Source organism: Hymenobacter coalescens (assembly GCF_054783195.1).
This window is the reverse complement of sequence record NZ_BAAGRA010000003.1, coordinates 11,936-33,882: the sequence shown is the minus strand read 5'-3', so window position 1 is coordinate 33,882 and position 21,947 is coordinate 11,936. Positions and strand designations below refer to the sequence as shown.

The following is a 21,947-nucleotide window of genomic DNA, read 5'->3' as shown; positions in this document are numbered from 1 at the left end:
AGCGGCGGTTATTTAAAGCCGTAGCCGAGGGAAACCATGATGGAATTGGCCTGGGAGCTTTCCCCCAGCTTCTCGATGGCCAGCCGTGAGAGGGCCAGGTCGAGCCGCAGCCCGCTCAGGGCCACGCCCACGCCCAGCGTCGGCTGCACCTTCCACTCGTCTTTGCCGGTGAAGGAACGCACCTGTTGCACGTTGGTGGCCCCGCCGCGCAGGAACAGCAGGTTTTTGTAGCCGATTTCGGCCCCGACGTGCGGCGCGATGCTCACGGCGTTGGTCGAAATCGGGGTGTTGCGCTTGCCGTCGGTGGTCATTTCCAGGTCGAGAGCGGCCACGGCGGTCAGGTCGGCCGGCAGCTTAAAGGAGCGGCTCACGCCCAGCACGAAGCGCGGCAGCGTGATTTCGGTGCTGTTCTTGGGAATGAAGTCCAGCGTGTCCTGCGTGGGCTGGAACTTGTCGGTGTTGATCGACCACGCGTTGAACGTGGTGGTGATGTCGCGGGCCATCAGGGCCAGGCGCCAGTTGCCGCGCGCGTACTGCGCCCCGGCGTCCACGCCGAAGCCCCAGGCGTCGGCGTAGTCGCCCACGTTGCGGTAGATGATTTTGGCGTTGGCACCGACCTGCAGGCCGTTCAGGGCCTCCAGCTTGCGCGCGTAGGAAAGCAGCAGGCCGTAGTCGGCCACCGAGAAGTACGTGACGCGGTCGTAGGAAATCTGGTTGTACTCGTTGACCAGCGCCCGCGTGTCGGGAATGTCGTCCACGCCCACCCGGATCAGGCTCACGCCAATGGCGCTACGCTCGTCCAGCGGCATGGCGAAAGCCGCGTAGTCGTTCTTGACAATGCCTGAAAACAGCTCGGAGTGCATGAGCACAGCATCGTACTTATTTTTTAGCCCGATCAACCCGGCGGGGTTCCAGTAGCCGGCGGTGGCGTCCTGCGCCAGGCTTACCTGCGTGCCGCCCATGGCCAGGGCCCTGCCCCCCACCCCAATGGAAAGGAAGTCGTTGCTGTACTTGGGCGTGGTGTCCCGGTTGGCGTTCGGATCAGGCTGGGCTTGCGCCAACGCGGCGCCCGAGCCCAACAACGAAACCGCGGAGCAGGCAATGACGGTGCGGCGGAAAAAGTGTGGCATAGAGTAGCAGGTAGTAGAGGCCAGACGTTGGAAGCGGCTTCACAACGCAAGTTACTTATTAATAGTGCGGCTCGCCGCCGCAAAACTGCCGCGAACTTAGTGCCATACCTCCGCCTCGCCTCGCCAGTTGCCCGATTCCGGGGAAATATTGTTTGAAGCCTCTTGCGCTCCGCTGCCCAGCCGCCCACGGATGACCTCCCCTAGCGGCAGCCCACACGGCTGTGAACTGATTATCAAAGCAGTCGGCCACTTTTTTTTCCTGGCATATCGTGCAACCAAAATTATTCTTACCAAGTACCTTGCTTTACAAAGTACCTGCTTTTATATTTGTACCATTCTTCACCGACTACCGCCCGCAAGCCCATGAAAGTCGAAAACACCCAAGTGCAGATGCGGAAAGGCATCCTGGAGTTCTGCATTCTGGAAATCATTGCGCGGGGCGAGGTGTATGCCTCCGACATGCTGGAGGAGCTAACCCAAGCCCGCATGATTGTGGTGGAGGGGACGCTGTACCCCCTGCTCACCCGCCTGAAAAATGCCGCCCTGCTCGATTACACCTGGAAGGAATCCAGCAGCGGACCGCCTCGCAAGTACTACACGCTCACGCCGGTGGGGCAGGAATTCCTGCACGAGCTGCGCCTGACCTGGGAGGAAATCGAGGACTCCATCCAGATCATCCGCGCCAAGCCCAACGGCGCCGCTTCCGCTGACCCCGCCGGCAGCTCCGTGCCGCCCGCGCCCCTGCCGGACGCTATTATCTAACTCCACCGCTTAGTTGCAGCACTGCGATGAAAAAGAATATCAGCATCAATCTGCAGGGTCTCATCTTCCACATCGAGGAAGACGGCTACGAAGTACTCCAGCGCTACCTGCAGGACGTGAAGGCGCACTTCAGTACCTACCGCGGACACGAGGAAATCGTGGCCGACATCGAGGGCCGTATCGCCGAAATCTTCGCCGCCCGCACCTCCGCCACCAAGCAGGTCATCACCTTCGAGGACGTGGAAGCCATGGTCGCCAAGATGGGCCGCGTGCAGGACTTCCAGCAGGACGGCGCCCTCGATGACGACGACGACGTGGCCGACGCCGCCAGCTACGGCCAGCCCCTGGGCGGCGCCCAGCAGGCCTACGCCGGCAGCGCCACGGCCCGCCCCGGCACGGTGCCGCCCCTCACGGAGGAGCCCCGCCGCCTGTACCGCGACATGAGCAACCGCCGCGTGGCCGGCGTGGCCGCCGGCCTGGCCCGCTTCTTCAACGTGAACCCGCTCTGGATTCGCCTGGCCTTCATCCTGACGCTGTTTTCGCCCATCATCGGCGACTTCGTGGGCGCGCTGCCGGCCATCAGCATCCTCTCCTACGTGGTGCTCTGGATTGCCTTGCCCAAGCGCTACGACGACAACCGCCCCATGCCCGACGACGACGTGACGCGCAAGCTGTTCCGCGACACCGACAACGGCTCGGTGGGCGGCGTGGCAGCCGGCCTGGCGCATTACCTCGGCATTGAGGTGGCCATCGTGCGCATCGTGTTTGTGCTGCTGGTGCTCTTCGGTGGCAGCGGCTTGCTGCTCTACCTGATTCTGTGGATGGTGGTGCCCCCGGCCCTTACGCTCAGCCAAAAAGCGCAGATGCGCGGTGAAGCCGTGACCCTCTCGGGCCTCGAAAACAGCCTGCGCAACCCCCAGCAGGCGGCCAACCGCCCCGTGGGCGCTTTTCTGGAAGAGGCCGGCCGGGCCATCCGCCCGCTCACCCGCGCCATCGGCACGGTGGTGCGCATCTTCGTGGGGCTGATGTTTCTGCTCACCGGCTTCGGGCTGCTCATGGGCCTGCTGGTGCTGGCCGGCGTGGCGCTGGGGCTCATGCCCGAGTCGCAGAACATCCAGCTGGGCGACGGCCCGGCCTACGCCGTGCTGGCCGGCGTGCCGTGGTGGTTTGTGGTGAGCGGCTTCCTGGCCGCTGGCATCCCGGTGCTGCTGCTGCTCTTCTCGGGCGTGGGCTTGCTGCTGCGCCGCTGGCTGCTGGGCCGCACCCTTACGCTGGTGCTGCTGGGCCTCTGGATCCTGGGCATCGTGGGCTCCATCGTGGGCGGCGTGCGCTACTCGCTGGAGTTTCAGGAGGAAGGCTACTTCACCGCCACCCGCAACCTGGGCACCGTGGCCGGCCCCGCCGTGACGCTGGCCGCCCGCACCTTTGATTACAACGGCTGGGACATGCGCCCGGAGCTGACGCTGGCCGCCGCCGACAGCGGCGACGCCATCACGCTGGTGGAAGACTACTCGGCCCACGGCCGCACCGAGGCCATCGGCGCCGCCCTGGCCCGCACCAGCATGAACTACCGCGCCGTGGTGCGCGACACCACCGTGCTGCTCGACGACCGGTTTACCTTCAAGCCCGGCGCCGTATTCCGCGACCAGCAGCTGGACCTGACCCTGCGCATTCCGCGCAACAAGCGTATCCGCCTCGCGCCCAGCTTTGAGCGCCTGCTCGACGACGAGGACTTCGTGGACAACCAGCGCCCCAACGAGCCCGCCAAGCACACCTACGAGCTGGTGGGCCGCCAGTTGCGCTGCCTCAGCTGCGCCCCCGGCGACATTCCTGAAGACGAAAACGACGAGGACTTCTCCGACGGCGACGTGGACGTAAACGTGGGCGACATGCGCGTGCACGTGGACACCGACCACGACGACGTGCGCGTATCGGTGGACGAGGAAATCACGAACTTCTCCACCGATCCGGCCGACTACGGCACCGGCCGCCAGACTTTCCGCTTCACCGATTTTCAGCACGTGGACGTGGACGGGGCCTACCGCCTGGTGGTACGCCACGCCGGCGAGTACCGTGTGGAAGCGTACGGCTCGGAGCGCGCCCTGCGCCAGCTGGAGGCCGATAGCCCGGGCAACGAGCTGAACATCGGCCCGCGCCGCCGCGGCTTCTTCAACTTTGGCTCCCGCAACGACGCCGATAATCGAGTCCTGATCGTGGTGGAAACGCCCGAGCTGCAGAGCCTGGACCTGAGCGGCGCCGTGCAGGCCAAAGTCATGGGGTTTGAGGAGCTGGGCACGCTGCGCATCGACCAGTCGGGCGCCAGCCACCTGAATTTCCAGGGCAGCGGCCGCAGCCTCGTCCTCGACCTGAGCGGCGCCTGCCACGCCGCCCTGCAGGGCCGGGCCGAGCGCCTCACCATCGACGGCAGCGGCGTGTGCCGCGTGCAGGCCGGCCAGTTTCCGGTGCAGCGCGCCGACGTGGAGTTGAGCGGGGCCAGCCAGGCCCGCCTGAACGTGGAGCAGGAGTTGCAGGCCGATGTATCGGGGGCCAGCCAGGTCGAATACAGCGGCAACCCGCAGAACGTGCGCGACAACAAATCCGGCGCCTCCCGGGTGCGCCGGGTGGAGTAGTCGCCGGGCTCAAGCACCTGTGCTACTCTGTGGTACCCAGCCACTCCTCTCCCAACTTGGTGCATCCTTACCCGACGTGCTGCGTAAGCAACCCTGTCCGGCTTACGCGCATCTGCGCCGATGATACTTTGGGTTTAGGGGCCCTTTTGGTGAGTGAATGGTTGGCCCCCGAGGAGACCAGAGCCTTTCCGAGCTGCAACCGGAGGGCACCGGTTTCCTCGAACTCGGGGTGAGCCAGCCGGTGCTTGAGCCACACGACAAGGGCGGCCCGCTACAGCAGCGGGCCGCCCTTGTCGTGTGTGTGCGTCCTCGGGGCTTGGGGCAGGCTAGCTCTGCGAGGCGTCGGCCTGCACCGTCAGCCCTTTGCGCTGCCCCAGCGTCAGCAGAAACGGGTAGGCTTCTTCGAACTCGTTGCGCACCTGCCCGTCCAGAATAGCTTCCAGCACCGCGTCCTTCAGCTCGCCCACTGCCTTGGAAGGTGCAAGGCCGAAGGTCTGCATGATGATTTCGCCGGTAATGACGGGTTTGAAGTTGCGCAGGTGGTCTTTCTCTTCCACTTCCTTCAGCTTCTCCTCCACCACGTCGAAGTTGCGCAGGTAACGCGCCACGCGCTGGTGGTCCTTGCTGGTGATGTCGGCCCGGCACAGCTTCATCAGCCGGTCGATGTCGTCGCCGGCCTCAAACAGCAGCCGCCGCACGGCCGAGTCGGTTACCGTTTCCTTCACCAGCGCGATGGGGCGTAGGTGCAGCCGCACCAGCTTCTGCACCATGCGCATTTCCTCGCCCAGGGGCAGCTTCAGGTCGGCGAAGATGCCGGGCGTCCAGCGCGCCCCCTTGTCCTCGTGGCCGTGAAAGGTCCAGCCCACTTTGGGGTCGAAGCGCTTGGTGGCGGGCTTGGCAATGTCGTGCAGGATGGCGGCCCAGCGCAGCCAGAGGTCGGCGCCGGCCTCCACCACGTTGTCGAGCACCTGCAGGGTGTGGTAGAAGTTGTCTTTGTGCGCGTGCTGCCCGCGCTTCTCCACGCCCTGCAGCAGGGCCATCTTGGGAAATATCAGCGGCAACAAGCCACTGATCAGCAGCAGCTTGAAGCCGTAGCTGGGCTTCTTGGAGAGGATGATCTTGTTCAGCTCGTCGGTGATGCGCTCCTGCGACACGATCTTGATGCGCTCTTTGTTCCGCTCGATGGCGTCGAAGGTATCGGGGTCGATGTCGAAGTTCAGCTGCGAGGCGAAACGAATGGCGCGCATCATGCGCAGCGGATCGTCCGAAAAGGTGATGTCCGGATCAAGCGGCGTGCGGATAATCTTGTCTTTCAAGTCCTGCATGCCGTTGTAGCGGTCCACCAGCGTGCCGAAGTCGTCCGCGTTCAGGCTCAGGCCCAAAGCGTTGATGGTGAAGTCGCGGCGGGCCAGGTCCTCTTCCAGCGTGCCGGCTTCCACCTCGGGCTTTCGGCTCTCGGCGCGGTAGCTTTCCTTGCGCGCGCCCACAAACTCCAGCTCAATCTCCGGCGTGGGCAGCATGGCCGTACCGAAGTTCTTGAACACCGTCACCCGGGGGCGGCCCGGCAGGCGCCGGCCCACGCCCTGCGCCAGCTTGATGCCGTCGCCCACGCACACCACGTCCACGTCCTTGCTCGGGCGGCCCAGGGCCAGGTCGCGCACGAAGCCGCCGATGACGTAGGCCGGATAACCCAGCTCTTGGGCAGCCTCGGCAATGGTATGGAACAGGGGCAGGTCGGGCAATTGGGGCGGCTTCATGGCGCAAAGTTCGGCAATGAACCGCAAGCAACCATGCCGCTCCCGGCTCGGCGCCCCGATCCGTCGGTTCGTCGGGCTCATCCGGCAGTCCGGCAACCTGCCGTTGCGGGCGGGGCGGCGGGGCGGTAGGTTAGGCCAGCGTTTTACCCCGGATACGCTCCGCCCAGCCCTACCGCCATGCTATTTGCCCTGCCCGCCGACGCGCTGCCCGTGCGCCTCCTGCTCCTCGTTCACATCGCGGCCGGTACTACGGCCCTGCTCGCGGGCCTGGTGCCCATGCTCGGGCGCAAGGGCGGCTCCGCCCATGTACTGGCCGGTCGCCTGTACACGGCCTGCATGGTGCTGGTGGCCCTTACCGCCGTGGGGCTGTGCCTGCTGCAGCCACTGCGCTTCAGCCGGTTGTTTCTGGCCGGCGTGGCCGTGCTGAGCTTCTACCTGAGCTTTACCGGCTGGCGCGCCGCCCGCCGCCGCTCCCTGCACCTGCCGCTTCCCGACCGCCTGCTGGCCGTGGCGGCGTTGCTCACCGGCCTGCTGATGGTGGGCGCCGGCCTGGTGCTGGGGGCGCTGCTGCTGGGATTCTTTGGGCTGCTGTTGTGCGTGTTTGCCGGCCTAGACACCTGGCGCCTGCTGCGTCCGCAGTCTACACAGGGCGCCTGGCTGCTGCGCCACCTCACCCGCATGGGCGGCTCGTACATATCGGCTGTCACGGCGTTTGTGGTGGTGAACCTGGGCCACGTGCTGCCGGCTGGGGCGCCGGGTTGGCTGGGGCTCGTGGGTTGGCTGGCGCCTACCTTCCTGGGGGGCTACCTCATCGGGCGGGCCGTGCGCCGCTACCGCCGCCCGGCCGCGGGTGCCGCGCAGGCTCGCTTCACCCTGCTGGCCCTGCTGGCCCTGGGCAGCCTGCACACCACCGCGCAGCCCGTCCCGCCTCGTCTTCAAGGCTTTATTGCCGACACCGCCGGCCAGCCCCTGCCCTACGCCACCGTGGGCGTGGTGGGCAAGGGCGTGGGCACTGTGGCCGATGCGCAGGGGCATTTTCAGCTAGAGCTGCCGGCCGGTACCGTGCGTCCCACTGACACGCTGCGGTTCGCCCTGCTCGGCTACGTGGCCCGGCAGTACCCCGTGGGTGGGCTGGTGGCCACCCCCCTCCAGGTTGCCCTGGCTCAGGCCGTGCACGATTTGCCCGAGGTGCGTGTGCGGGCCCGCGGCCTCGATTCGGCCCGCATCGGCAACGGGCGCTACCACACCAACCTGCAAACCAACTTCGCCCTGGGCACGCAGCCGGGCCTGAACGTGGGTTCTGAAATCGGGCGCATATTTCAGCTGCCGCGCGGCGGCGCCTGGCTGGAACGGTTCCGATTCGTGCTCAGCGCCAACACCTTCGATACGGTGCGCCTGCGCATCAACGTGTACCGCCTGCACGGCGGTGTACCGGATGAGCCGCTGCTCACCCAGCCGCTCTACCACACGCTCACCCGGCCTGGCTCGGCGCGCGTGGACGTGGACCTGCGTCCCTGCCAGCTCTTCGCCACAGACGACGTGGCCGTGACGGTGGAGTGGATCGGCCACTCACGCCGCGGCAATGCCCTGGCGCTGCCGCTGCTGATGCCCGCGTTCGGCACGCACCTGTACCGCTACGGTGCCGCCAACCGCTGGAAGCGCTTTCCGAGCATGAGCACCACCATGGAGCTGTTTGTAAAGCACTGAAGCCCGCCGGCTTCGCCACCTCCTACTCGCGCACCACTTCCAGCTGCCCGTCGGGCAGCACCCGCACCATGCGGGAAGGCGCGCGGCGCGTTTCGTCGTCCTGCCGCCAGCTCACCACGTGGTCGGCGCCGCGCACGATGGCCGCGTCAATCTCCTTATAGATAGCCGGCGTAGGCTGCCCGCTCACGTTGGCCGACGTCGATACGACGCCGTGGCCCAGCCGGCGCACCAGCTTGGATACAAACTCGTCGCCGCGCACCACGCGCAGGCCCACGGTGCCGTCGGGCGCCAGCAGGTTGGGGGCCAGGTAGCGGCTGCCTTTCACCACGTAGGTAGTCGGGCGCTCCTGCCCGGCCAGCAGTTCCGCGAGGTTGGCGGGTACCTGCTCGGCGTAGCGGGCAAACATGGCTTCGTCGGCCACCAGCACGATGCAGGCTTTGTCGGCCGGGCGCTGCTTGAGCTGATACACTTTCTCCACCGCCCGCGGCACTTCCGCGTCGCAGCCGAGGCCCCACACCGTGTCGGTGGGGTACAGGATAACCAGCTGCATCAGCAGCGCGTCCACGGCGGCATCGACCTCTTCGCGCAGAAACTTGGTGCTCATTGTTAGTTCTTTATGGTCTGGCATAGCTCCACTAGTACGCCGTGCGCCGACTTCGGGTGCACGAAGCACACGAGCTTGTGGTCGGCGCCGCGCTTGGGCTCCTCGTTGAGCAGCACGAAGCCCTCGGCCCGCAGCCGCTGCATCTCCGCCCGGATATCGTCGACCTCGAAGGCCACGTGGTGGATGCCTTCCCCTTTCTTGGCCACGAACTTGGTAATGGCGCTTTCCGCCGTAGTACCGCCCAGCAGCTCGATCTTGGACCCGCCGACCTGGAAAAACACCGTGTCCACGCCTTCGCTCTCCACGGTTTCCTGCTTGTAAGGCTCGATGCCGAGCAGCTTGGTATACAGCGCGGTAGCTGCCGTCAGGTCTTGCACGGCCAGGCCGAGGTGTTCGAGGTTGGTAAACATGCTGCGGGAAAGGAAAAAACGCCGGCGGCGCACGCGCCCACGTTATTTGGATTGTGTCTACTTTTGTCGGACAAAAGTAAACCTCCCGGCCGTTCCGCGTGTTCTAGTGGCGAATCATTCTCCACTGGATTCCTTCTGGTATCCGCTGGCTACTGGTTACCTTTGCCCCGACAACAACAAGCACTATGCTCAAGCTGCCCATTTACCTCGACAACAACGCCACTACGCCGCTCGACCCGCGCGTGCTGGAAGCAATGTTGCCTTATTTCACCGAGCATTTCGGCAACGCCGCTTCGCGCAACCACCCGTTTGGCTGGCAGGCTGAAGAGGCCGTGGACTACGCCCGCGAGCAAATCGCGCAGTTGATCAACTGCGACCCGAAGGAAATCATCTTCACCTCGGGCGCCACCGAATCGGACAACCTTGCCATCAAAGGTGTGTTTGAGATGTACGCCCAGAAGGGCAACCACATCATCACCGCCACCACCGAGCACAAAGCCGTGCTCGACACCTGCAAGCACCTCGAGAAGCTAGGCGCCCGCGTGACCTACCTGCAGGTCAACGAGGAAGGCCTGATCAACTTGGAGGAACTGGAAGCCGCCATGACGCCCCAGACCATTCTGGTGACCATCATGTACGGCAACAACGAAATCGGTGTGCTGCAGGATATCCGGGCTATTTCGGCCATTGCCAAAAAACACGGCGCACTGTTCTTCACCGACGCCACCCAGGCCGTGGGTAAAGTTCCGGTGGACGTGATTGCCGACGGCATTGATCTGATGGCCTTTACCGGCCACAAGATGTACGGCCCCAAAGGCATCGGGGCCCTGTACGTGCGCCGCAAGAACCCCCGGGTAAAGGTAACTGCTCAGATGGACGGCGGCGGCCACGAGCGTGGCATGCGCTCCGGCACCCTGAACGTGCCCGGCATCGTGGGCCTGGGCAAGGCCTGCGAATTGGCCCGCTTGGAGATGGAGTCGGACACGGCTCGTATCTCCGCTATGCGCGACCGGCTGGAGCGTGAGTTGCTGACCCTGGAGGAAAGCTACGTGAACGGTTCGCGGGAGCACCGCCTGCCGCACGTGACCAACATCTCCTTTAAATACGTGGAAGGCGAAGGCCTGATGATGGGCGTAAAGGACCTGGCCGTTTCGTCGGGCTCGGCCTGTACCTCGGCTTCGCTGGAGCCTTCGTACGTGCTCAAAGCCCTGGGCTTGAGCGACGACCTGGCGCACTCCTCGCTGCGCTTCGGTCTTTCCCGCTTCACCACCGACGAGCAGATCGACTACGCCATCGGCCACGTGAAAGAGGCCGTTACCAAGCTCCGCGAGATGTCCCCGCTGTGGGAGATGTTCAAGGAAGGCATCGACCTGAACTCGATTGAGTGGGCCGAACACTAAAATCAGTTAATAATTAAGAATGAAGAATGCACAATTGGCCGTTCTAGCGCCGGTTATAATTCGCAGCCCTCATTCTTAATTATTAATTCTTCATTCTTAATTCAAGCGAAGCGACATGGCTTACTCCGATAAAGTAATCGACCACTACAGCAACCCGCGCAACGTGGGCACGCTGGACAAGAGCAAGAAAAACGTAGGCACCGGCCTGGTCGGCGCCCCCGAGTGCGGCGACGTGATGCGCCTGCAGATCGAGGTGGACGAAGCCACCAACGTCATCACCGACGCCAAGTTCAAGACCTTCGGGTGCGGCTCGGCCATTGCTTCTTCCTCGCTCGCTACCGAGTGGCTGAAGGGCAAGTCGGTGGACGAAGCCCTGAACATCGACAACATGGAGATTGTGGAAGAACTGGCTTTGCCGCCGGTAAAAATCCACTGCTCGGTGCTGGCGGAAGACGCCATTAAGGCGGCCATCAACGACTACCGCGTGAAAAACGGCCTGCCGGAGCTGGAAGTCGCTAAGTCGCACCATTAATTGAAGGTTGGTAGCTGATTGTTGATTGCTGGACGTTCAGGCGTTGCCGAAACAATTAACCATCAGCCATCACCAATCACCCCCTCAATAAATGGAAGTTTCCTCCGACGTGCACGTAGAAAGTGCGCGCATTCAGCGGCTGATTGCGGATACGCTGGGCTTGCCCGCCGATCAGTTGGTATTCGACTTTCGGCAGATCGACGGGCAGACGCGCCTGGACTTGATTACCGTCAACCCGCGGCACCAGCAGAGCTTCCTGTTTCGCTACGAGCTCGGCTACGACAAGCTGGATGCGCTGCGCAAGATGCTGGCCTACGTGCAAAGCTTCCGCGACAGCGAAGGCTCGTACACCATTCAGTGGCGGGCCCGCGGCGAGAAGGAACTGCAAACCTCCTACTTCCGTGCCCACAACGCCTATGAGGCGCTGGACAAACTTTACTACGGCCGCGACCTGAACACCATCACGGTGTTTAGCGTCGTGCTGAATCCTTCTTCGTAATTAATTGTTGATTGGTGGTTGTTGATTGTTGCTGCTCTGGGCGGCTAACAATCAGCAATCGACAACAAACCAACAAAAGCCATGATTACCGTTTCTGACAAGGCCAAAGAGAAAGTAGCTGCCCTGCGCTCCGATGCGGGCCTGACCGACGCTTTCCGCCTGCGCGCCTCGGTGGCGGGCGGCGGCTGCTCGGGCCTGAGCTACAAACTCGACTTCGACGACGAGGTGAAGCCTATGGACCAGGAGTTTGAGGACAAAGGCGTGCGCGTGGTGGTCGACATGAAAAGCTTCCTGTACCTGGCCGGCACCGAGCTGGATTTCTCGGACGGCCTCAACGGCAAGGGCTTCTTCTTCAACAACCCCAACGCTTCCCGCACCTGCGGCTGCGGCGAGAGCTTCTCCGTGTAAGCGCCACCAGCCGCTCCTCGATATGCTCCCCTTCTGCCCTGCGGCGGAAGGGGTTTTTCGTGGCTGCATGCACCAGAGCCCGCCACGTGGTTGACCGCCGTATGCACTAGTTAAGCGTTGCAACAGGCCGTAGCCCACGGCGCGCTGCGGGCTACGCCTGCCCCCCCGATGCGGCGGTTCGGAAAAGCCAAGGACTGGTCCGACCAAGAGCCGAACCGACGCAGCAAGCACCGGGAACGGGCAGTGCAGGTGCAGTTGGGCCGGGCCAGACACTACTTGTCGGTGGCTTCCGCCCCGGCAGCAGGCGCAGGCGCCGCGCAGCTTTTACTTGCCTTGGTGCCCTCTTTTTCACCCCTACCCTACCCCACATGAAAAACGACTTGGTGGAAGCCCGTCTGCGTCGCGACGAAGCCCTGAGCAGCTTCCTGACGGCCGAAACCGCCAACTATGCTGCCATCGAAACCGATGTGGCTCCCCTGCGGCAGCAGTTGGCCGCAGCCTTGGCCGCTGCCCAAAACCTGGCCCAGGACGTGCTGGCGGCTGATAACGACGGCGCTACCGCGCGCAAGAAAGGCATCCGCCACCAGCTGACCCAGCTGTTGCGTCGGCTCACGGTTGCGTTGCACGCCCAGGCCACCAGCACTAAGGACAACCGCCTGCTGGCCCTGTCGGGCCAGGTCAGCAACCTCAAGCGCCTCGGCGAGACCAGCTTCACCGAAGAGGCGCGCCGACTGCTGAGCCTAGCTCCCGAGCGCAGCGCGGCCCTGAGCAAGCGCTTTTTTATGCCCGAACATTACCAGCAGGCCCAAAGCCTGCTCAGCGAGCTGCGGCGCAGCCTCAGCGAAAGCCGCCTCAACGACGGCGAAGCTGCTACGGGCCGTCAGGGGCTGGAACGCCTCATCAAACAGAACGCCCGCCTGATCGAGCAACTGCGCACCTACTTCCGCGTGTACGAACAGGAAGACCCCGCGCTGTGGAGCCGCTTTCAGTCAGCCGCCCGCATGGTGAAGCGCAGCAACCACGTCGAAAAATAACAACCGGCATGAGCCGGAAGGCCATGCGCTCCACGCAAAAAGCCCCGCTGTATCGTTGGCGGGGCTTTTTGCGTGAAAAGGCAGGAACATCACGGGGCGTACTTGAGAAACTTGCGCGTTTTGCGCTCAGCGCCACTTTTCAGCTCGAAGGTGTAATGACCATTGCGCAGGCGCCGTATGTCCACGCGCTGCTTGGGTGCCAGCCGGCCGCTGAGCACCATCCGGCCCGTCGCGTCGAGAATACGGTATTCGCCGGTGACCTCGCCACAGGACACCCAATCGGCGGCGGGGTTGGGAGTGACGTCCCAATCAGCCGCGCGTGGTTCCAGCCGCAGCAGTTCCGACGTTGTGGCCGCCCCGCTGCCTGCGAGGTGGCGTAGGCGGTAATAGACGGGACTGGTAACAGGCTTGGTATCGACAAACAAGTACTCAGCGGAGCTGGCGGGGCTGCGAACCAGTACCGTACCGAGCTGCTCGAACGCAACTCCGTCGGCGGAGCGTTCTACTTCGTACCGACCGGTGGCCGCAGGCGGCCACTTCAGCTCCACTCCCCTGGACGAAGCGGTGGCCGTGAATGACACCGGCGTTGAGGTGCTGGCAATGGGCCGCTCGGAAGTATGGTTGGCCGGCGCAACGCCTCCGGGCGGGGTGCCGCTTACTGCAACTGCCCGGCCAGATCGTTGCTGAGCCACCAGCCTGCCAGGCAGCAGCAAGAAAAAGAACGCACTGAGTACCAGGCCCCATGTTTGAAGCCGCTGTCGGGAGGTGTACACGGCGGTAGGCATACGGGTAAAAGCAGTTGCGCCAACTGGTTGTGGCCGTATTTATAGACAAAATATAATATTTATATTTTAATAGCAAATATTATCATTTTTATAAGTTATACGCCCCAAAGCGTTAAAACCTCTGGTGATACCGGGCATAAGGACTTGCTCAATCGCCAGCCGGTTTATTCTTTTTACCAGGTGTTTTCCTGTTAGCAGATGATGTTGAGGCGAGGCTGACGCCGATTATCCTGCCCCCATACTATCGGAAATTGCTTACGCAAATGCCCACCAAAAAGCCCCCACATTACCTGTGGGGGCTTTTTGGTGGGCATTCTTAACAGCGAACCTTTAGTCGGCTTTCTGCACCTTGCGCACCGTGCGCTGCTGACCCGATACGATTTCTACCAAGTAGCTACCTGCGGGCAGCGAAGAGAAGTCGAGTACGGCCGAGCCCTGGGGCGCCTTGCCCTGCAGCAGGGTCTGGCCCGGCAGGTTCAACACGCGCCACTGCAGCGGCTCGGTACCAGCATCCACGCGCAGCTGGTCGTGCACGGGGTTCGGGCGCACCATTACCTCCAATTGCTTGGTATTTTTCAGCGTAACCACTTCCGACAGCGTTTCGGTGCCGTCGGTGTCGACCTCGCGCAGACGGTAGTACACCGTACCGGCCGGCAGGTTGCGGTCGACGAAGGTATAATGGCGGGCGGAGCTGCTATTGCCGGCAGCGGCCAGCGTGCCGATGGTCAGGAATTCGGCGTTGCCGTTGCTGGCGCGCTGCACCTCAAACCGGGCGCTGTTCTTTTCCTGGGCCGTGGTCCAGCGCAGCAAGCTGCCTTCGCCCTGGCGCACACCCGTAAACGAGGTCAACACTACCGGCAGCGGGTTGTTGCCGGGGGCATTGCTCAGGTTCGTAGTAGCCAGCACGAAGTCGCCGAGCGAAGTCAAACCGGGGTTGCTGCTGATGGTACCCGAGAGGAACGTGGTACCATCCGGCTGCGGAGGCGTGACGACGCCGCCGATGTTGGTCCAGGTGCCGGCTACGCCCTGCGCGATACGCAAGGTGCTCGGCGCGTCTACCTGGTCGATAGCGCGGAAACCAAGCGAGAGCTGCCCAGCAGTAAAGGGCACGTCGGCGCTGAGCGTGTAATAACGCACGCCCGATACGCGCTGCAGGTCGTTGGGGCCCGCCGGCAGGCTGTAGGCGGGCGCGCGGTCGGCAATGGCCGTGGCAATGAAGGCGCCGGATGCGGTGCCCGCAGCTTGCGTCAGGTTGAGCGTAGCCGGTCCGTAACCGTTGTAGGTACCGATGGGGAAAAACAGACCGGTAGTAGCCGTGGAGGTAATCACGCCGGGACCAGCCGTCAGGCGGGCTACCGGACCTTCCACGTAGCTGTTGTCATCGGCACCCGAGGCCACAGCCGTCGTGGGCATTACCAGAAGGGCCGACATGCTGGTGAACAGGCGGCCGCTCTGGGTTCCGAAGGTCAGGGCTTTCGGCACGCGGATAGCCTTGAGCAGACGCACGCCGAGCGGGTTGTTCAACACCAACGTAGCGTTGGTACCGAAGGTCAGCTGGCTGATCCCGCCGATGGTCTGCACCGCCGAGGTACCGTTCAGGGTAACGTTGGCTGCCGAGGCGGGCGAGAATTCCAACGCCGCGCCGTACTCCGAAGTGCCGTCGACGCTGATGTTGCCGCCGATGTTCACGCCGCCGGTATTGTTCAGGCTGACGGCCGGCGAGGTGGAGGCCGTGCCGGTCACCGTCAGGTTGTTCTGAATGGTGGTAGCGAAGGTACCCGACGTAGCGTAGGTAACGCGGAAGTCGAGGTTGCCGTAGGTGCGGGCAGCTTCCGAGAAGGTGCCGCCGAAGTAGCGGTAGGTGCTGCCGCTCTGAAACGTTGTGACGGCCGAGGCGCCGTTGCCGAAGGGGTCTAGGCCGCTGTTCTGCACAAACGTGGCCCCGGCTTCGAACACGACAGAGCCCGCCCCAGCCTTGCCGGATGCTTCGTTCGGGTTGTTGCCGGCCTGCGTTTCGGTACCCGTGGTGCCGAAGGGGTGGCCCACTACTTCGGTCGAGCTGAAGACCGCACCGCTTTTGAAACGAATGGCACCGGCATCAGCGGCCACGAAACGCTGCGGAATGTTGAGGCTGGTGCCGAGTACGTTCTGGACAGTACCGCTGAGGCTGGCCGTTGTGCCGGTGGGCATGGTCAGTACGATGTAGCGGTTGTCTGTGTTCGAGCCGGTGGTCATGGTCAGCGTCGAGCCGGCTTCTTCCACGAAGTCGTCGCCTGCCGTAGTAGCGTTGCCGATCTGCACCGTACCGGCCGTGTTGGCCGTGCTGGGCGCGTAGAACGAGGCATTAACGTTGTTGACCAAGTAGAGCTGGCCAAAAATCTGCTCTTGCGTTTGGTTGCCCCCGAAACCGCGGGAAATCTGCACGGCCGGGCTGGCCGTGGTAATTCCATTGAAGATCAGGACGTGGTTGGCGTTGGCGCCGGTCGTGTTGGAAAGCGTCCGCGCCGGCGTCCAGTTGGAAGCGGTGCCAAAATCCTGGGGAGTAGTCGAGTTGGGGTTGTTCCAGGTATAGGTGGGCAGGGCGAGGAAAGCTACCGTACTCGGGTTGGTCTGCAGGTAATCCGTCGACGAATCCTCGTTGTAGGCGTACACGTCCACCACGTAGTTAGTGCCGGCGGCCAGCCCCGTCACGGTAATCTTGTTCAGCGTCGGTGACGCGCTGACGGGCGGCGTGCCGGCGTACACCACAAAGTTGCCGGTGCCGGTGATGCGGCCGGCCCCAGCCGTACCGTATACCGAGCTCGGATTGTAGGTAGCGCCGTCGGCGGGTGCTACACGGGCAGTGGTGCTTAAGCGCATCACCACCAAGTAACGGCCACCGTCGCCACCAGTAAGCTTAAATACAGCGGAGGGAGTGTTGGCCGCGGCGCCGCTAGCCGGATGGTAGCTGGCGGAGGGTTGGGTGGTCGGCTCCGTTGCGGCTTCAGCAGCGCTGACAAAGCCAACGCTAAGCAGGGCCACTGCAATTCTAGTAAACCGTTTGGTCATCCTCTATGATCTTTTGTTGGAAGGTTGCGCGAGTAAGTGTGAAGGCAGTTTGGAGAGGCTGATATAGTGGCTATGAATTTGGATGCTTGACAGCACAAGCTAAAAGCCGAACAATATACTGATAATATCTTATGCCTTAAATGCAATTACATTTTTCCCTAGGAATACCCACTCTCCGTGGCTCAGGAGCCTGTTCATCAGCACGTTTTATTGCATCCATTCATTATGAAATGGGCAAAAAAAGCCCTCGACTACTGCCGCAGCCGAGGGCTTCCCACAAAGATAGGGAGTGGATTATTCCCGCACAAAGCGTTGCACTAACCGACCAGCATTGGGCAGGTGCAGCTCCAGCAGGTACACGCCCTTGGGCAACGCCGAAACGTCAATGCGGCTGGGGGTACCGTGGCCTTGCAGCAGCGGCTGGCCCAACGAGTTCAGCACCCGGTAGCCGCTAGCCGGTGTGGCCAGCGCCACGTTGAGCGTGGTGGTAGCCGGGTTTGGGTACAGTCGTACCCGGGTGGCTGCGCTGGCGTCCACCATTCGAATGTCGGATTCCACCGCTGTTCCATCCAGATCGATCTGGCGCAGGCGGTAGTACGTGGCGCCGGCGGGCAGGGCCGGATCCACAAAGGAATACTGACGGGCTGAGCTGCTGTTGCCGGCCGCCAGTGCCGTACCAATGACGCGGAACTCCCGACCGCCGTCGGTAGAGCGCAGCACCTCAAACTGGGCGCTGTTCCTTTCCTGGGCCGTGGTCCACTTCAGCAGGGCGCCATCGGCGTGGCGCCGGGCCGTGAAGGCCGCCAGGACTACCGGCAACGGGTTGACGCCCGGCGTGACAGCGTCGGTGGCCAGGGCAAAGTCGCCCAGGGCTGCGATGCTGGCCGCGATGGTGCCCGAGGCAAATCCACTGCTGGGGAAAGTGCCGTTGACGACGGGTGTACCGAGGTCGGCAAAGGCCGAAGCACCCGAGGAACGGGCCAGGCGCAGCGTAGCCTGATCGTTCACGCCGTCGTCGGTGCCGAAGGTGAGCGTGAGGGTGCCGCTGGCGAAAGAGGCCCCGCCGGTTTCCTTGGTCAGCGTGAAGTAGCGGATGGCCGACACGTTGGTAAGCGGCGCCGTCACACCGCGCGCGTTGGCCGACTGATCCACGATGCGAGCCGTGTAGTTGGTCACGGCGGCATTGCTGGTTTGCGTCAGGTCGAGGGTAAGCGGGCGGTAGAAGCCCAGGGCGCCGCCCAGCGGGTAGGCAAGCGTGGCCGCGGTGGCGGTGGCGGGCGTCGGCAGCGTCAGGGCATTCACGTAGCTGTCGGCATTGCCGCCGGTGAGCGTGCCCGACACGATCAGGCGGGTGGAGCCGCTAAACTGCAGCGCGCCGCGGGTCAGCGTGGCGGCACCCACTGTCAGGCTGTAGCTGAGCGGAATGGTCACGTTGGCCGAGCGGTTCAGTACCAGCGAAGCCAACGAAGACGCGGCGGCGGTGTTGACAAAGTTTAAGGCCGACACGCTGCCGCTGCCAGTGAAGATAAGCGAGCTGGTATCGGAGCCGCGCAGCTGCCCGGCCGTGCCGGCCGCCATGGCCACCGGACCGTTCAGGGTCAGCGTCTGTCCGTTCAGCGCCAAGATGCCGTTGGTTAGGTTCAGGTTGTTTACCGTCAGGCTGCTGCCCAGGCTCAGCTCGTCGCCGCTGCCGGAAGAGTTCAGCGTGAGCGTACCCAGTGGCTCGGCCGGATTGACGTACAGCGTGCCCGGTTCGGCCGCTCCGGTCTTGCTGATCAGCACGGAGGCGGAGGCGGTGCCAGCCAGTTGCCCGGTACCCGAGATGGTACCGTTGGCCACGATGCTGAGGGTATTGCTGTTGAGCGTAAGCGAGGTGCCCGCGTTTAGCACCAGGCCGCCGCCGTTGCTGCCGGTCGTAGCGTTGCCCAGCGCGACATTGGTGCTGCCTCCCGCCGTAGCCAGCGCGGCCCCGGCCGGGTTGTTCTGAATCAGCCGGTAGAAGCTCAGCGTGTTGCCGTTGCCGGTCAGCGTCTGCAGGCTGTTGCCGTCGAGCAGCAGGGTGAAGCCGTTGGCAATCGGCGCGCTGGTCACGGTGCCCTGCGCGGTGTAGTGGCCGAGCAGGCTCAGCACGGCGAAGGGCGCAGAGCCCGGTCCGCCGAGGTTGCTCACGTTGTCGACGGTGAAATTGCCGCGTACGGTGGTGGTGCCGCCGGCCAGGGTTTTGGTGCCGTTGGTCAGCTTCAGGTTGCCGTAGCCGGGCCCGCCCACGATGGGCACCGTGAAGCTGCCCGCCTGGGCGTAGTCGATGGTGCTGCTCGCGTCCACCGCGCCGAGGGTGTAGCCGAGGGTGCTGTTGCGCACCGTCAGCAGGCTTCCTGCCCCCAGATCCAGCGGGCCGGTGTAGCCGAAGGTGGCCGGGATGATCAGCTCCGCGTTCGGGGCCAGCACCAGGCGCGAAGCCGTGCCCGAGATGGTCAGGTTGGCCGCGATGCTGCGGCCCGTGCCCGTCACGGTGAACACCTGCCCGTCGGTGGTGAAATCGGCCGGCGCAGCGCCCGAGCCGTCGGGGTTCAGGCCGAAGGTGGCCGGGTCGTTCAGGTCGCCGGTGGCCTTGGCGTAGTACACCACGGTGGCCGCGCCGCTGAAGTTGATGACAAAGGGGTTCTCGTTGCCCGTCGCGTCGTTGCTGGGGATGCTGATGGCGCCGGTGCGGCTGCCGGCCTGCGCGGGGGCAAAGCGTACCGTGAAGCTGGCTGTGCCGCCGTTGGCGGCGAGGCTGCTGCCGGAGGGGTCGGCGCCGGTCAGGGCAAACTCAGCGTTCGAGGCCGTGATGGTGCCCAGCGTAAGCGGCAGCACGCCCTCGTTGAGAATGGTAAACGTCACGTCGGTGCTGGCGCCCACGGCCGTGGAAGCCACGCTCACCGTCGCGCCGGTGTTCACGTTGGTGGCAGCCGGCGCCTGCGTCACCTTGATTTCGGGGCCCGTCGGCGTGTAGCCGGCCCAGCTGATGTCGTCGATGGTGACCTGGTTGCCGCTGGCGTTCTGAATCACTCGGATTTCCACGTCGCCCGCAAAAGCGAGGTTGCTCACCGAGAACGTCTGCGTGGCCGAGGTCGTGGTGGTGAGGGTGCCCACCGATACCCCGTTCACCCGCACGTCGGCGTTGACGTCGTTGGAAAACGCGCGCTTGTACGAAAACGACAGGCTCGACAGGCCGCCCGGCACCGGGGCGCTGTACACGGTGGAAGAAGCTACGTCCTCCAAGGTAATGGCCTTGCCGTTGAGCGTGACGCTGCCGCGGCCGCGCACGTAGTTCCAAGTAATGCCGTTGTCCCCCACGTAGCTGCCGTCAACGTAGCTGGAGCCGGAGATGGGCAGCAGCGTAAAGGTCTCCATGCCCCCGCCGACAGTGACGGTGAACGTGGCCGCGGCCGAAGTGCCGCCACCCGGAGCCGGGTTGGTCACCGTCACGTCGTAGGTGCCGGCCGTGGCCAGGGCCGAAGCCGGTACGGTTGCCGTCAGCTGCGTCATCGACACGAAGGTAGTCGTCAGGGCACCGCCGTTGAAGTTGATCTGCGAAGACGCCAAGAAGCCCGTGCCATTCACCGTCAGGGTGAAGGCCGTGCCGCCGGCCGGCCGGGTGTTCGGATTGAGGGCGGTGATGACCGGCGCCGGGTTGTCGACGGTGTACACGTCGGTGCTGGTGCCCGTGCCGTTGGGCGTGCTCACCGAAATGGTGCCGGTGGTGGCGCCCGCGGGCACGGTGGCCGTGAGCTGCGAGGCCGAGGCCACGGTGACGCCCGTGGCCAGCATGCCGTTGAAGCGCACCGTGGTAGTGCCGGCCACGAAATCGCTGCCGGTGATGGTGACCACCGTGCCCACCGGGCCGTTCGGGGGCGTGAAGCCCACCACCGTGGGAGCCGGCACCGGGTCGGTTACGTTGAAGCGGACCTCCTGGCTGGTAATCGTGCCGCAGCCGAAGGTCGACTGCACCACCACGTAATAAGTGCCGGCCGCCGCAAAGCTGGGCGTGAACGTGGTGCCCGTGGCGGCAGGGCTGAAGGCGGTGTAGGTGCCGCCCGGCGTGGTGGCGTAGGCCCACTGCCGGGCGCTGGCGGCGCCCACTTCCGTGGCCGTGAGCGGCGCGCCGTTGGCACCGGTCAGGATGTTTTGCGTGGCAAGGGGTGCGACGCTAACCCCGCTTACCGTGAAGGCCGCCGAGGCGGCGCTGGTTACGGCCGGGTTGCTCGACACCACGCGCAGCCGGTAGCCGGTGCCGCTGGCCGTGGCCGCCGGAATGGTCGCCTGGATGGGTTGGGGCGTGGTGCTGGTAGCCGTAGCCAGCACGTTGGGGGTCGCCGGGAACACACCGGCCCCGTTCGACAATTCTATGGTAAAGGAGTTGGCGGCATCGAAGGTGCCGCTGGTCGTGAACGATACGTCCACTGCTTGGCCGGGGCAGATTTCGGTCAGACTCAGCGTCGGGGCGCTGATGGTGTTAGATGAAGAAGCAGTAACACTGCCGTTTACGACAAGATTGCCGCTTAATCCCCCGGTGCCACTCGAAGGGGCTGTTCCTTCCGAGTTATAAGCATATAACCGGAAGGTTCTAGAGCTAGCAATAGCTGTGAAAGAGCTGCCGCTGAGTGTAATGGTGTTACCTGTGTAATTGCTGTTTTGATCTGGGATAGTGTATACACCATTCGCAAATGTCACACTTGTACCTGCTGTACCAGTAGCTATTGGGGCAGCAAAGTTGTCAGCGCTTGAACGCCATTGAAACTGCCGCGGCCCGGTTGCACTTCTTCCCAGACCAAAAGATAAACTGGTAATACTTATGGTGTATCCTGAGGCTGGCCCAACTGAAAATTCTATGTATTTACTAAGGTCAACCGCGCCAGTGAATGTATTCGAGCTAGTAGTTGCTCCGATTGGCCATTCCGATGCGCGAAAATTACCTGAGCTAGATGTGGAAGTAACGTTGACCTTGGTTAGATCAGTCGCACTAACATTCAATGCTGGAGTAGCAGTAAGCGTGGATGCAGTTCCTGCATTTGCAGAAATATTATAGGTTACCACCTGCCCCCACCCCACCAGTGGCGAGCAGAGAAGCAACAGCGCCGTGAGCCATCGAAGGCATCGGCTGGGTCCCGCGAAACTGAGAGTAAACGTTCGGTTCATGCAAACAGGCTGAAGTGGAAAGAGTTGAGGCGAACTAAGTTACAAAGGTACTTTTCACTC

Annotated in this window: 15 protein-coding genes; 8 read left to right on the top strand and 7 right to left on the bottom strand. The window is 63.5% G+C overall.

Annotated features, from left to right (window positions below; genetic code table 11):
- Nucleotides 1-8: 8 nt before the first annotated feature.
- On the bottom strand, nt 9-1,130 hold the full coding sequence (locus tag ACYVKQ_RS02345) for a PorV/PorQ family protein (RefSeq protein ID WP_460575222.1): 1,122 nt from the start codon (nt 1,128-1,130) through the stop codon (nt 9-11).
- A gap of 363 nt (nt 1,131-1,493) precedes the next feature.
- Between ACYVKQ_RS02345 and ACYVKQ_RS02340 the strand changes: the two genes are divergently transcribed.
- Nucleotides 1,494-1,892 (top strand): PadR family transcriptional regulator, encoded by a 399-nt coding sequence (locus ACYVKQ_RS02340; RefSeq protein ID WP_460575220.1) that lies wholly within the window; start codon nt 1,494-1,496, stop codon nt 1,890-1,892.
- A gap of 26 nt (nt 1,893-1,918) precedes the next feature.
- Nucleotides 1,919-4,522, top strand: a complete 2,604-nt coding sequence (locus tag ACYVKQ_RS02335; protein WP_460575218.1) for a PspC domain-containing protein — start codon at nt 1,919-1,921, stop codon at nt 4,520-4,522.
- A gap of 326 nt (nt 4,523-4,848) precedes the next feature.
- Here the strand turns inward: ACYVKQ_RS02335 and ACYVKQ_RS02330 are convergent, their stop codons facing one another.
- Complete coding sequence (locus tag ACYVKQ_RS02330) at nt 4,849-6,279, bottom strand: CCA tRNA nucleotidyltransferase (RefSeq protein WP_460575216.1); 1,431 nt, start codon at nt 6,277-6,279, stop codon at nt 4,849-4,851.
- 177 nt (nt 6,280-6,456) lie between these two features.
- Between ACYVKQ_RS02330 and ACYVKQ_RS02325 the strand changes: the two genes are divergently transcribed.
- Entirely contained in the window at nt 6,457-7,986 is a 1,530-nt protein-coding gene (locus tag ACYVKQ_RS02325; RefSeq protein ID WP_460575215.1) for a DUF2306 domain-containing protein, read from the top strand.
- A 22-nt stretch (nt 7,987-8,008) separates the two neighbouring features.
- On the opposite strand, the gene ACYVKQ_RS02320 is transcribed toward ACYVKQ_RS02325, so the two are convergent.
- Nucleotides 8,009-8,590 (bottom strand): L-threonylcarbamoyladenylate synthase, encoded by a 582-nt coding sequence (locus tag ACYVKQ_RS02320; RefSeq protein WP_460575213.1) that lies wholly within the window; start codon nt 8,588-8,590, stop codon nt 8,009-8,011.
- Between the two features lie 2 nt (nt 8,591-8,592).
- On the bottom strand, nt 8,593-9,000 hold the full coding sequence (mce, locus tag ACYVKQ_RS02315) for a VOC family protein (protein ID WP_460575210.1): 408 nt from the start codon (nt 8,998-9,000) through the stop codon (nt 8,593-8,595).
- Between the two features lie 185 nt (nt 9,001-9,185).
- Here mce and ACYVKQ_RS02310 point away from each other — a divergent pair, with 185 nt between their 5' ends.
- The 5 genes from ACYVKQ_RS02310 to ACYVKQ_RS02290 all read left to right on the top strand — a co-directional run bounded on the left by ACYVKQ_RS02310 (nt 9,186) and on the right by ACYVKQ_RS02290 (nt 12,873).
- The gene (locus ACYVKQ_RS02310; protein ID WP_460575208.1) at nt 9,186-10,400 is read left to right on the top strand and encodes a PLP-dependent aminotransferase family protein; all 1,215 of its coding nucleotides are present in this window, start codon (nt 9,186-9,188) and stop codon (nt 10,398-10,400) included.
- 115 nt (nt 10,401-10,515) lie between these two features.
- Entirely contained in the window at nt 10,516-10,932 is a 417-nt protein-coding gene (gene iscU, locus ACYVKQ_RS02305) for an iron-sulfur cluster assembly scaffold protein (RefSeq protein WP_460575206.1), read from the top strand.
- A 91-nt stretch (nt 10,933-11,023) separates the two neighbouring features.
- Nucleotides 11,024-11,431, top strand: coding sequence for a hypothetical protein (locus ACYVKQ_RS02300; protein ID WP_460575204.1), 408 nt, complete (start codon nt 11,024-11,026; stop codon nt 11,429-11,431).
- Nucleotides 11,432-11,512: 81 nt separating this feature from the next.
- Nucleotides 11,513-11,839: a HesB/IscA family protein gene (locus ACYVKQ_RS02295; RefSeq protein WP_460575202.1), complete on the top strand. Its 327-nt coding sequence runs from the start codon at nt 11,513-11,515 to the stop codon at nt 11,837-11,839.
- A gap of 368 nt (nt 11,840-12,207) precedes the next feature.
- Nucleotides 12,208-12,873, top strand: coding sequence for a TraB/GumN family protein (locus tag ACYVKQ_RS02290; protein ID WP_460575200.1), 666 nt, complete (start codon nt 12,208-12,210; stop codon nt 12,871-12,873).
- Nucleotides 12,874-12,962: 89 nt separating this feature from the next.
- Here ACYVKQ_RS02290 and ACYVKQ_RS02285 read toward each other — a convergent pair whose 3' ends face one another.
- The 3 genes from ACYVKQ_RS02285 to ACYVKQ_RS02275 all read right to left on the bottom strand — a co-directional run bounded on the left by ACYVKQ_RS02285 (nt 12,963) and on the right by ACYVKQ_RS02275 (nt 21,152).
- On the bottom strand, nt 12,963-13,454 hold the full coding sequence (locus ACYVKQ_RS02285) for a T9SS type A sorting domain-containing protein (RefSeq protein ID WP_460575198.1): 492 nt from the start codon (nt 13,452-13,454) through the stop codon (nt 12,963-12,965).
- Nucleotides 13,455-13,988: 534 nt separating this feature from the next.
- The gene (locus ACYVKQ_RS02280) at nt 13,989-16,517 is read right to left on the bottom strand and encodes a T9SS type A sorting domain-containing protein (protein ID WP_460575196.1); all 2,529 of its coding nucleotides are present in this window, start codon (nt 16,515-16,517) and stop codon (nt 13,989-13,991) included.
- A gap of 483 nt (nt 16,518-17,000) precedes the next feature.
- A complete protein-coding gene (locus tag ACYVKQ_RS02275) occupies nt 17,001-21,152 on the bottom strand; it encodes a T9SS type A sorting domain-containing protein (RefSeq protein ID WP_460575194.1) in 4,152 nt (1,383 codons plus the stop codon).
- Between the last annotated feature and the right edge of the window lie 795 nt (nt 21,153-21,947).

What these genes read in the sequence shown, in the direction of transcription:
- ACYVKQ_RS02335 (WP_460575218.1), top strand. Translation starts at nt 1,919, where the DNA reads ATGAAAAAGAATATCAGCATCAATCTGCAGGGTCTCATCTTCCACATC.
- ACYVKQ_RS02310 (WP_460575208.1), top strand. Translation starts at nt 9,186, where the DNA reads ATGCTCAAGCTGCCCATTTACCTCGACAACAACGCCACTACGCCGCTC.
- ACYVKQ_RS02330 (WP_460575216.1), bottom strand. Translation starts at nt 6,279, where the DNA reads ATGAAGCCGCCCCAATTGCCCGACCTGCCCCTGTTCCATACCATTGCC.
- ACYVKQ_RS02345 (WP_460575222.1), bottom strand. Translation starts at nt 1,130, where the DNA reads ATGCCACACTTTTTCCGCCGCACCGTCATTGCCTGCTCCGCGGTTTCG.
- mce (WP_460575210.1), bottom strand. Translation starts at nt 9,000, where the DNA reads ATGTTTACCAACCTCGAACACCTCGGCCTGGCCGTGCAAGACCTGACG.
- ACYVKQ_RS02340 (WP_460575220.1), top strand. Translation starts at nt 1,494, where the DNA reads ATGAAAGTCGAAAACACCCAAGTGCAGATGCGGAAAGGCATCCTGGAG.
- ACYVKQ_RS02325 (WP_460575215.1), top strand. Translation starts at nt 6,457, where the DNA reads ATGCTATTTGCCCTGCCCGCCGACGCGCTGCCCGTGCGCCTCCTGCTC.
- ACYVKQ_RS02320 (WP_460575213.1), bottom strand. Translation starts at nt 8,590, where the DNA reads ATGAGCACCAAGTTTCTGCGCGAAGAGGTCGATGCCGCCGTGGACGCG.
- iscU (WP_460575206.1), top strand. Translation starts at nt 10,516, where the DNA reads ATGGCTTACTCCGATAAAGTAATCGACCACTACAGCAACCCGCGCAAC.
- ACYVKQ_RS02300 (WP_460575204.1), top strand. Translation starts at nt 11,024, where the DNA reads ATGGAAGTTTCCTCCGACGTGCACGTAGAAAGTGCGCGCATTCAGCGG.
- ACYVKQ_RS02280 (WP_460575196.1), bottom strand. Translation starts at nt 16,517, where the DNA reads ATGCGCTTAAGCACCACTGCCCGTGTAGCACCCGCCGACGGCGCTACC.
- ACYVKQ_RS02295 (WP_460575202.1), top strand. Translation starts at nt 11,513, where the DNA reads ATGATTACCGTTTCTGACAAGGCCAAAGAGAAAGTAGCTGCCCTGCGC.
- ACYVKQ_RS02290 (WP_460575200.1), top strand. Translation starts at nt 12,208, where the DNA reads ATGAAAAACGACTTGGTGGAAGCCCGTCTGCGTCGCGACGAAGCCCTG.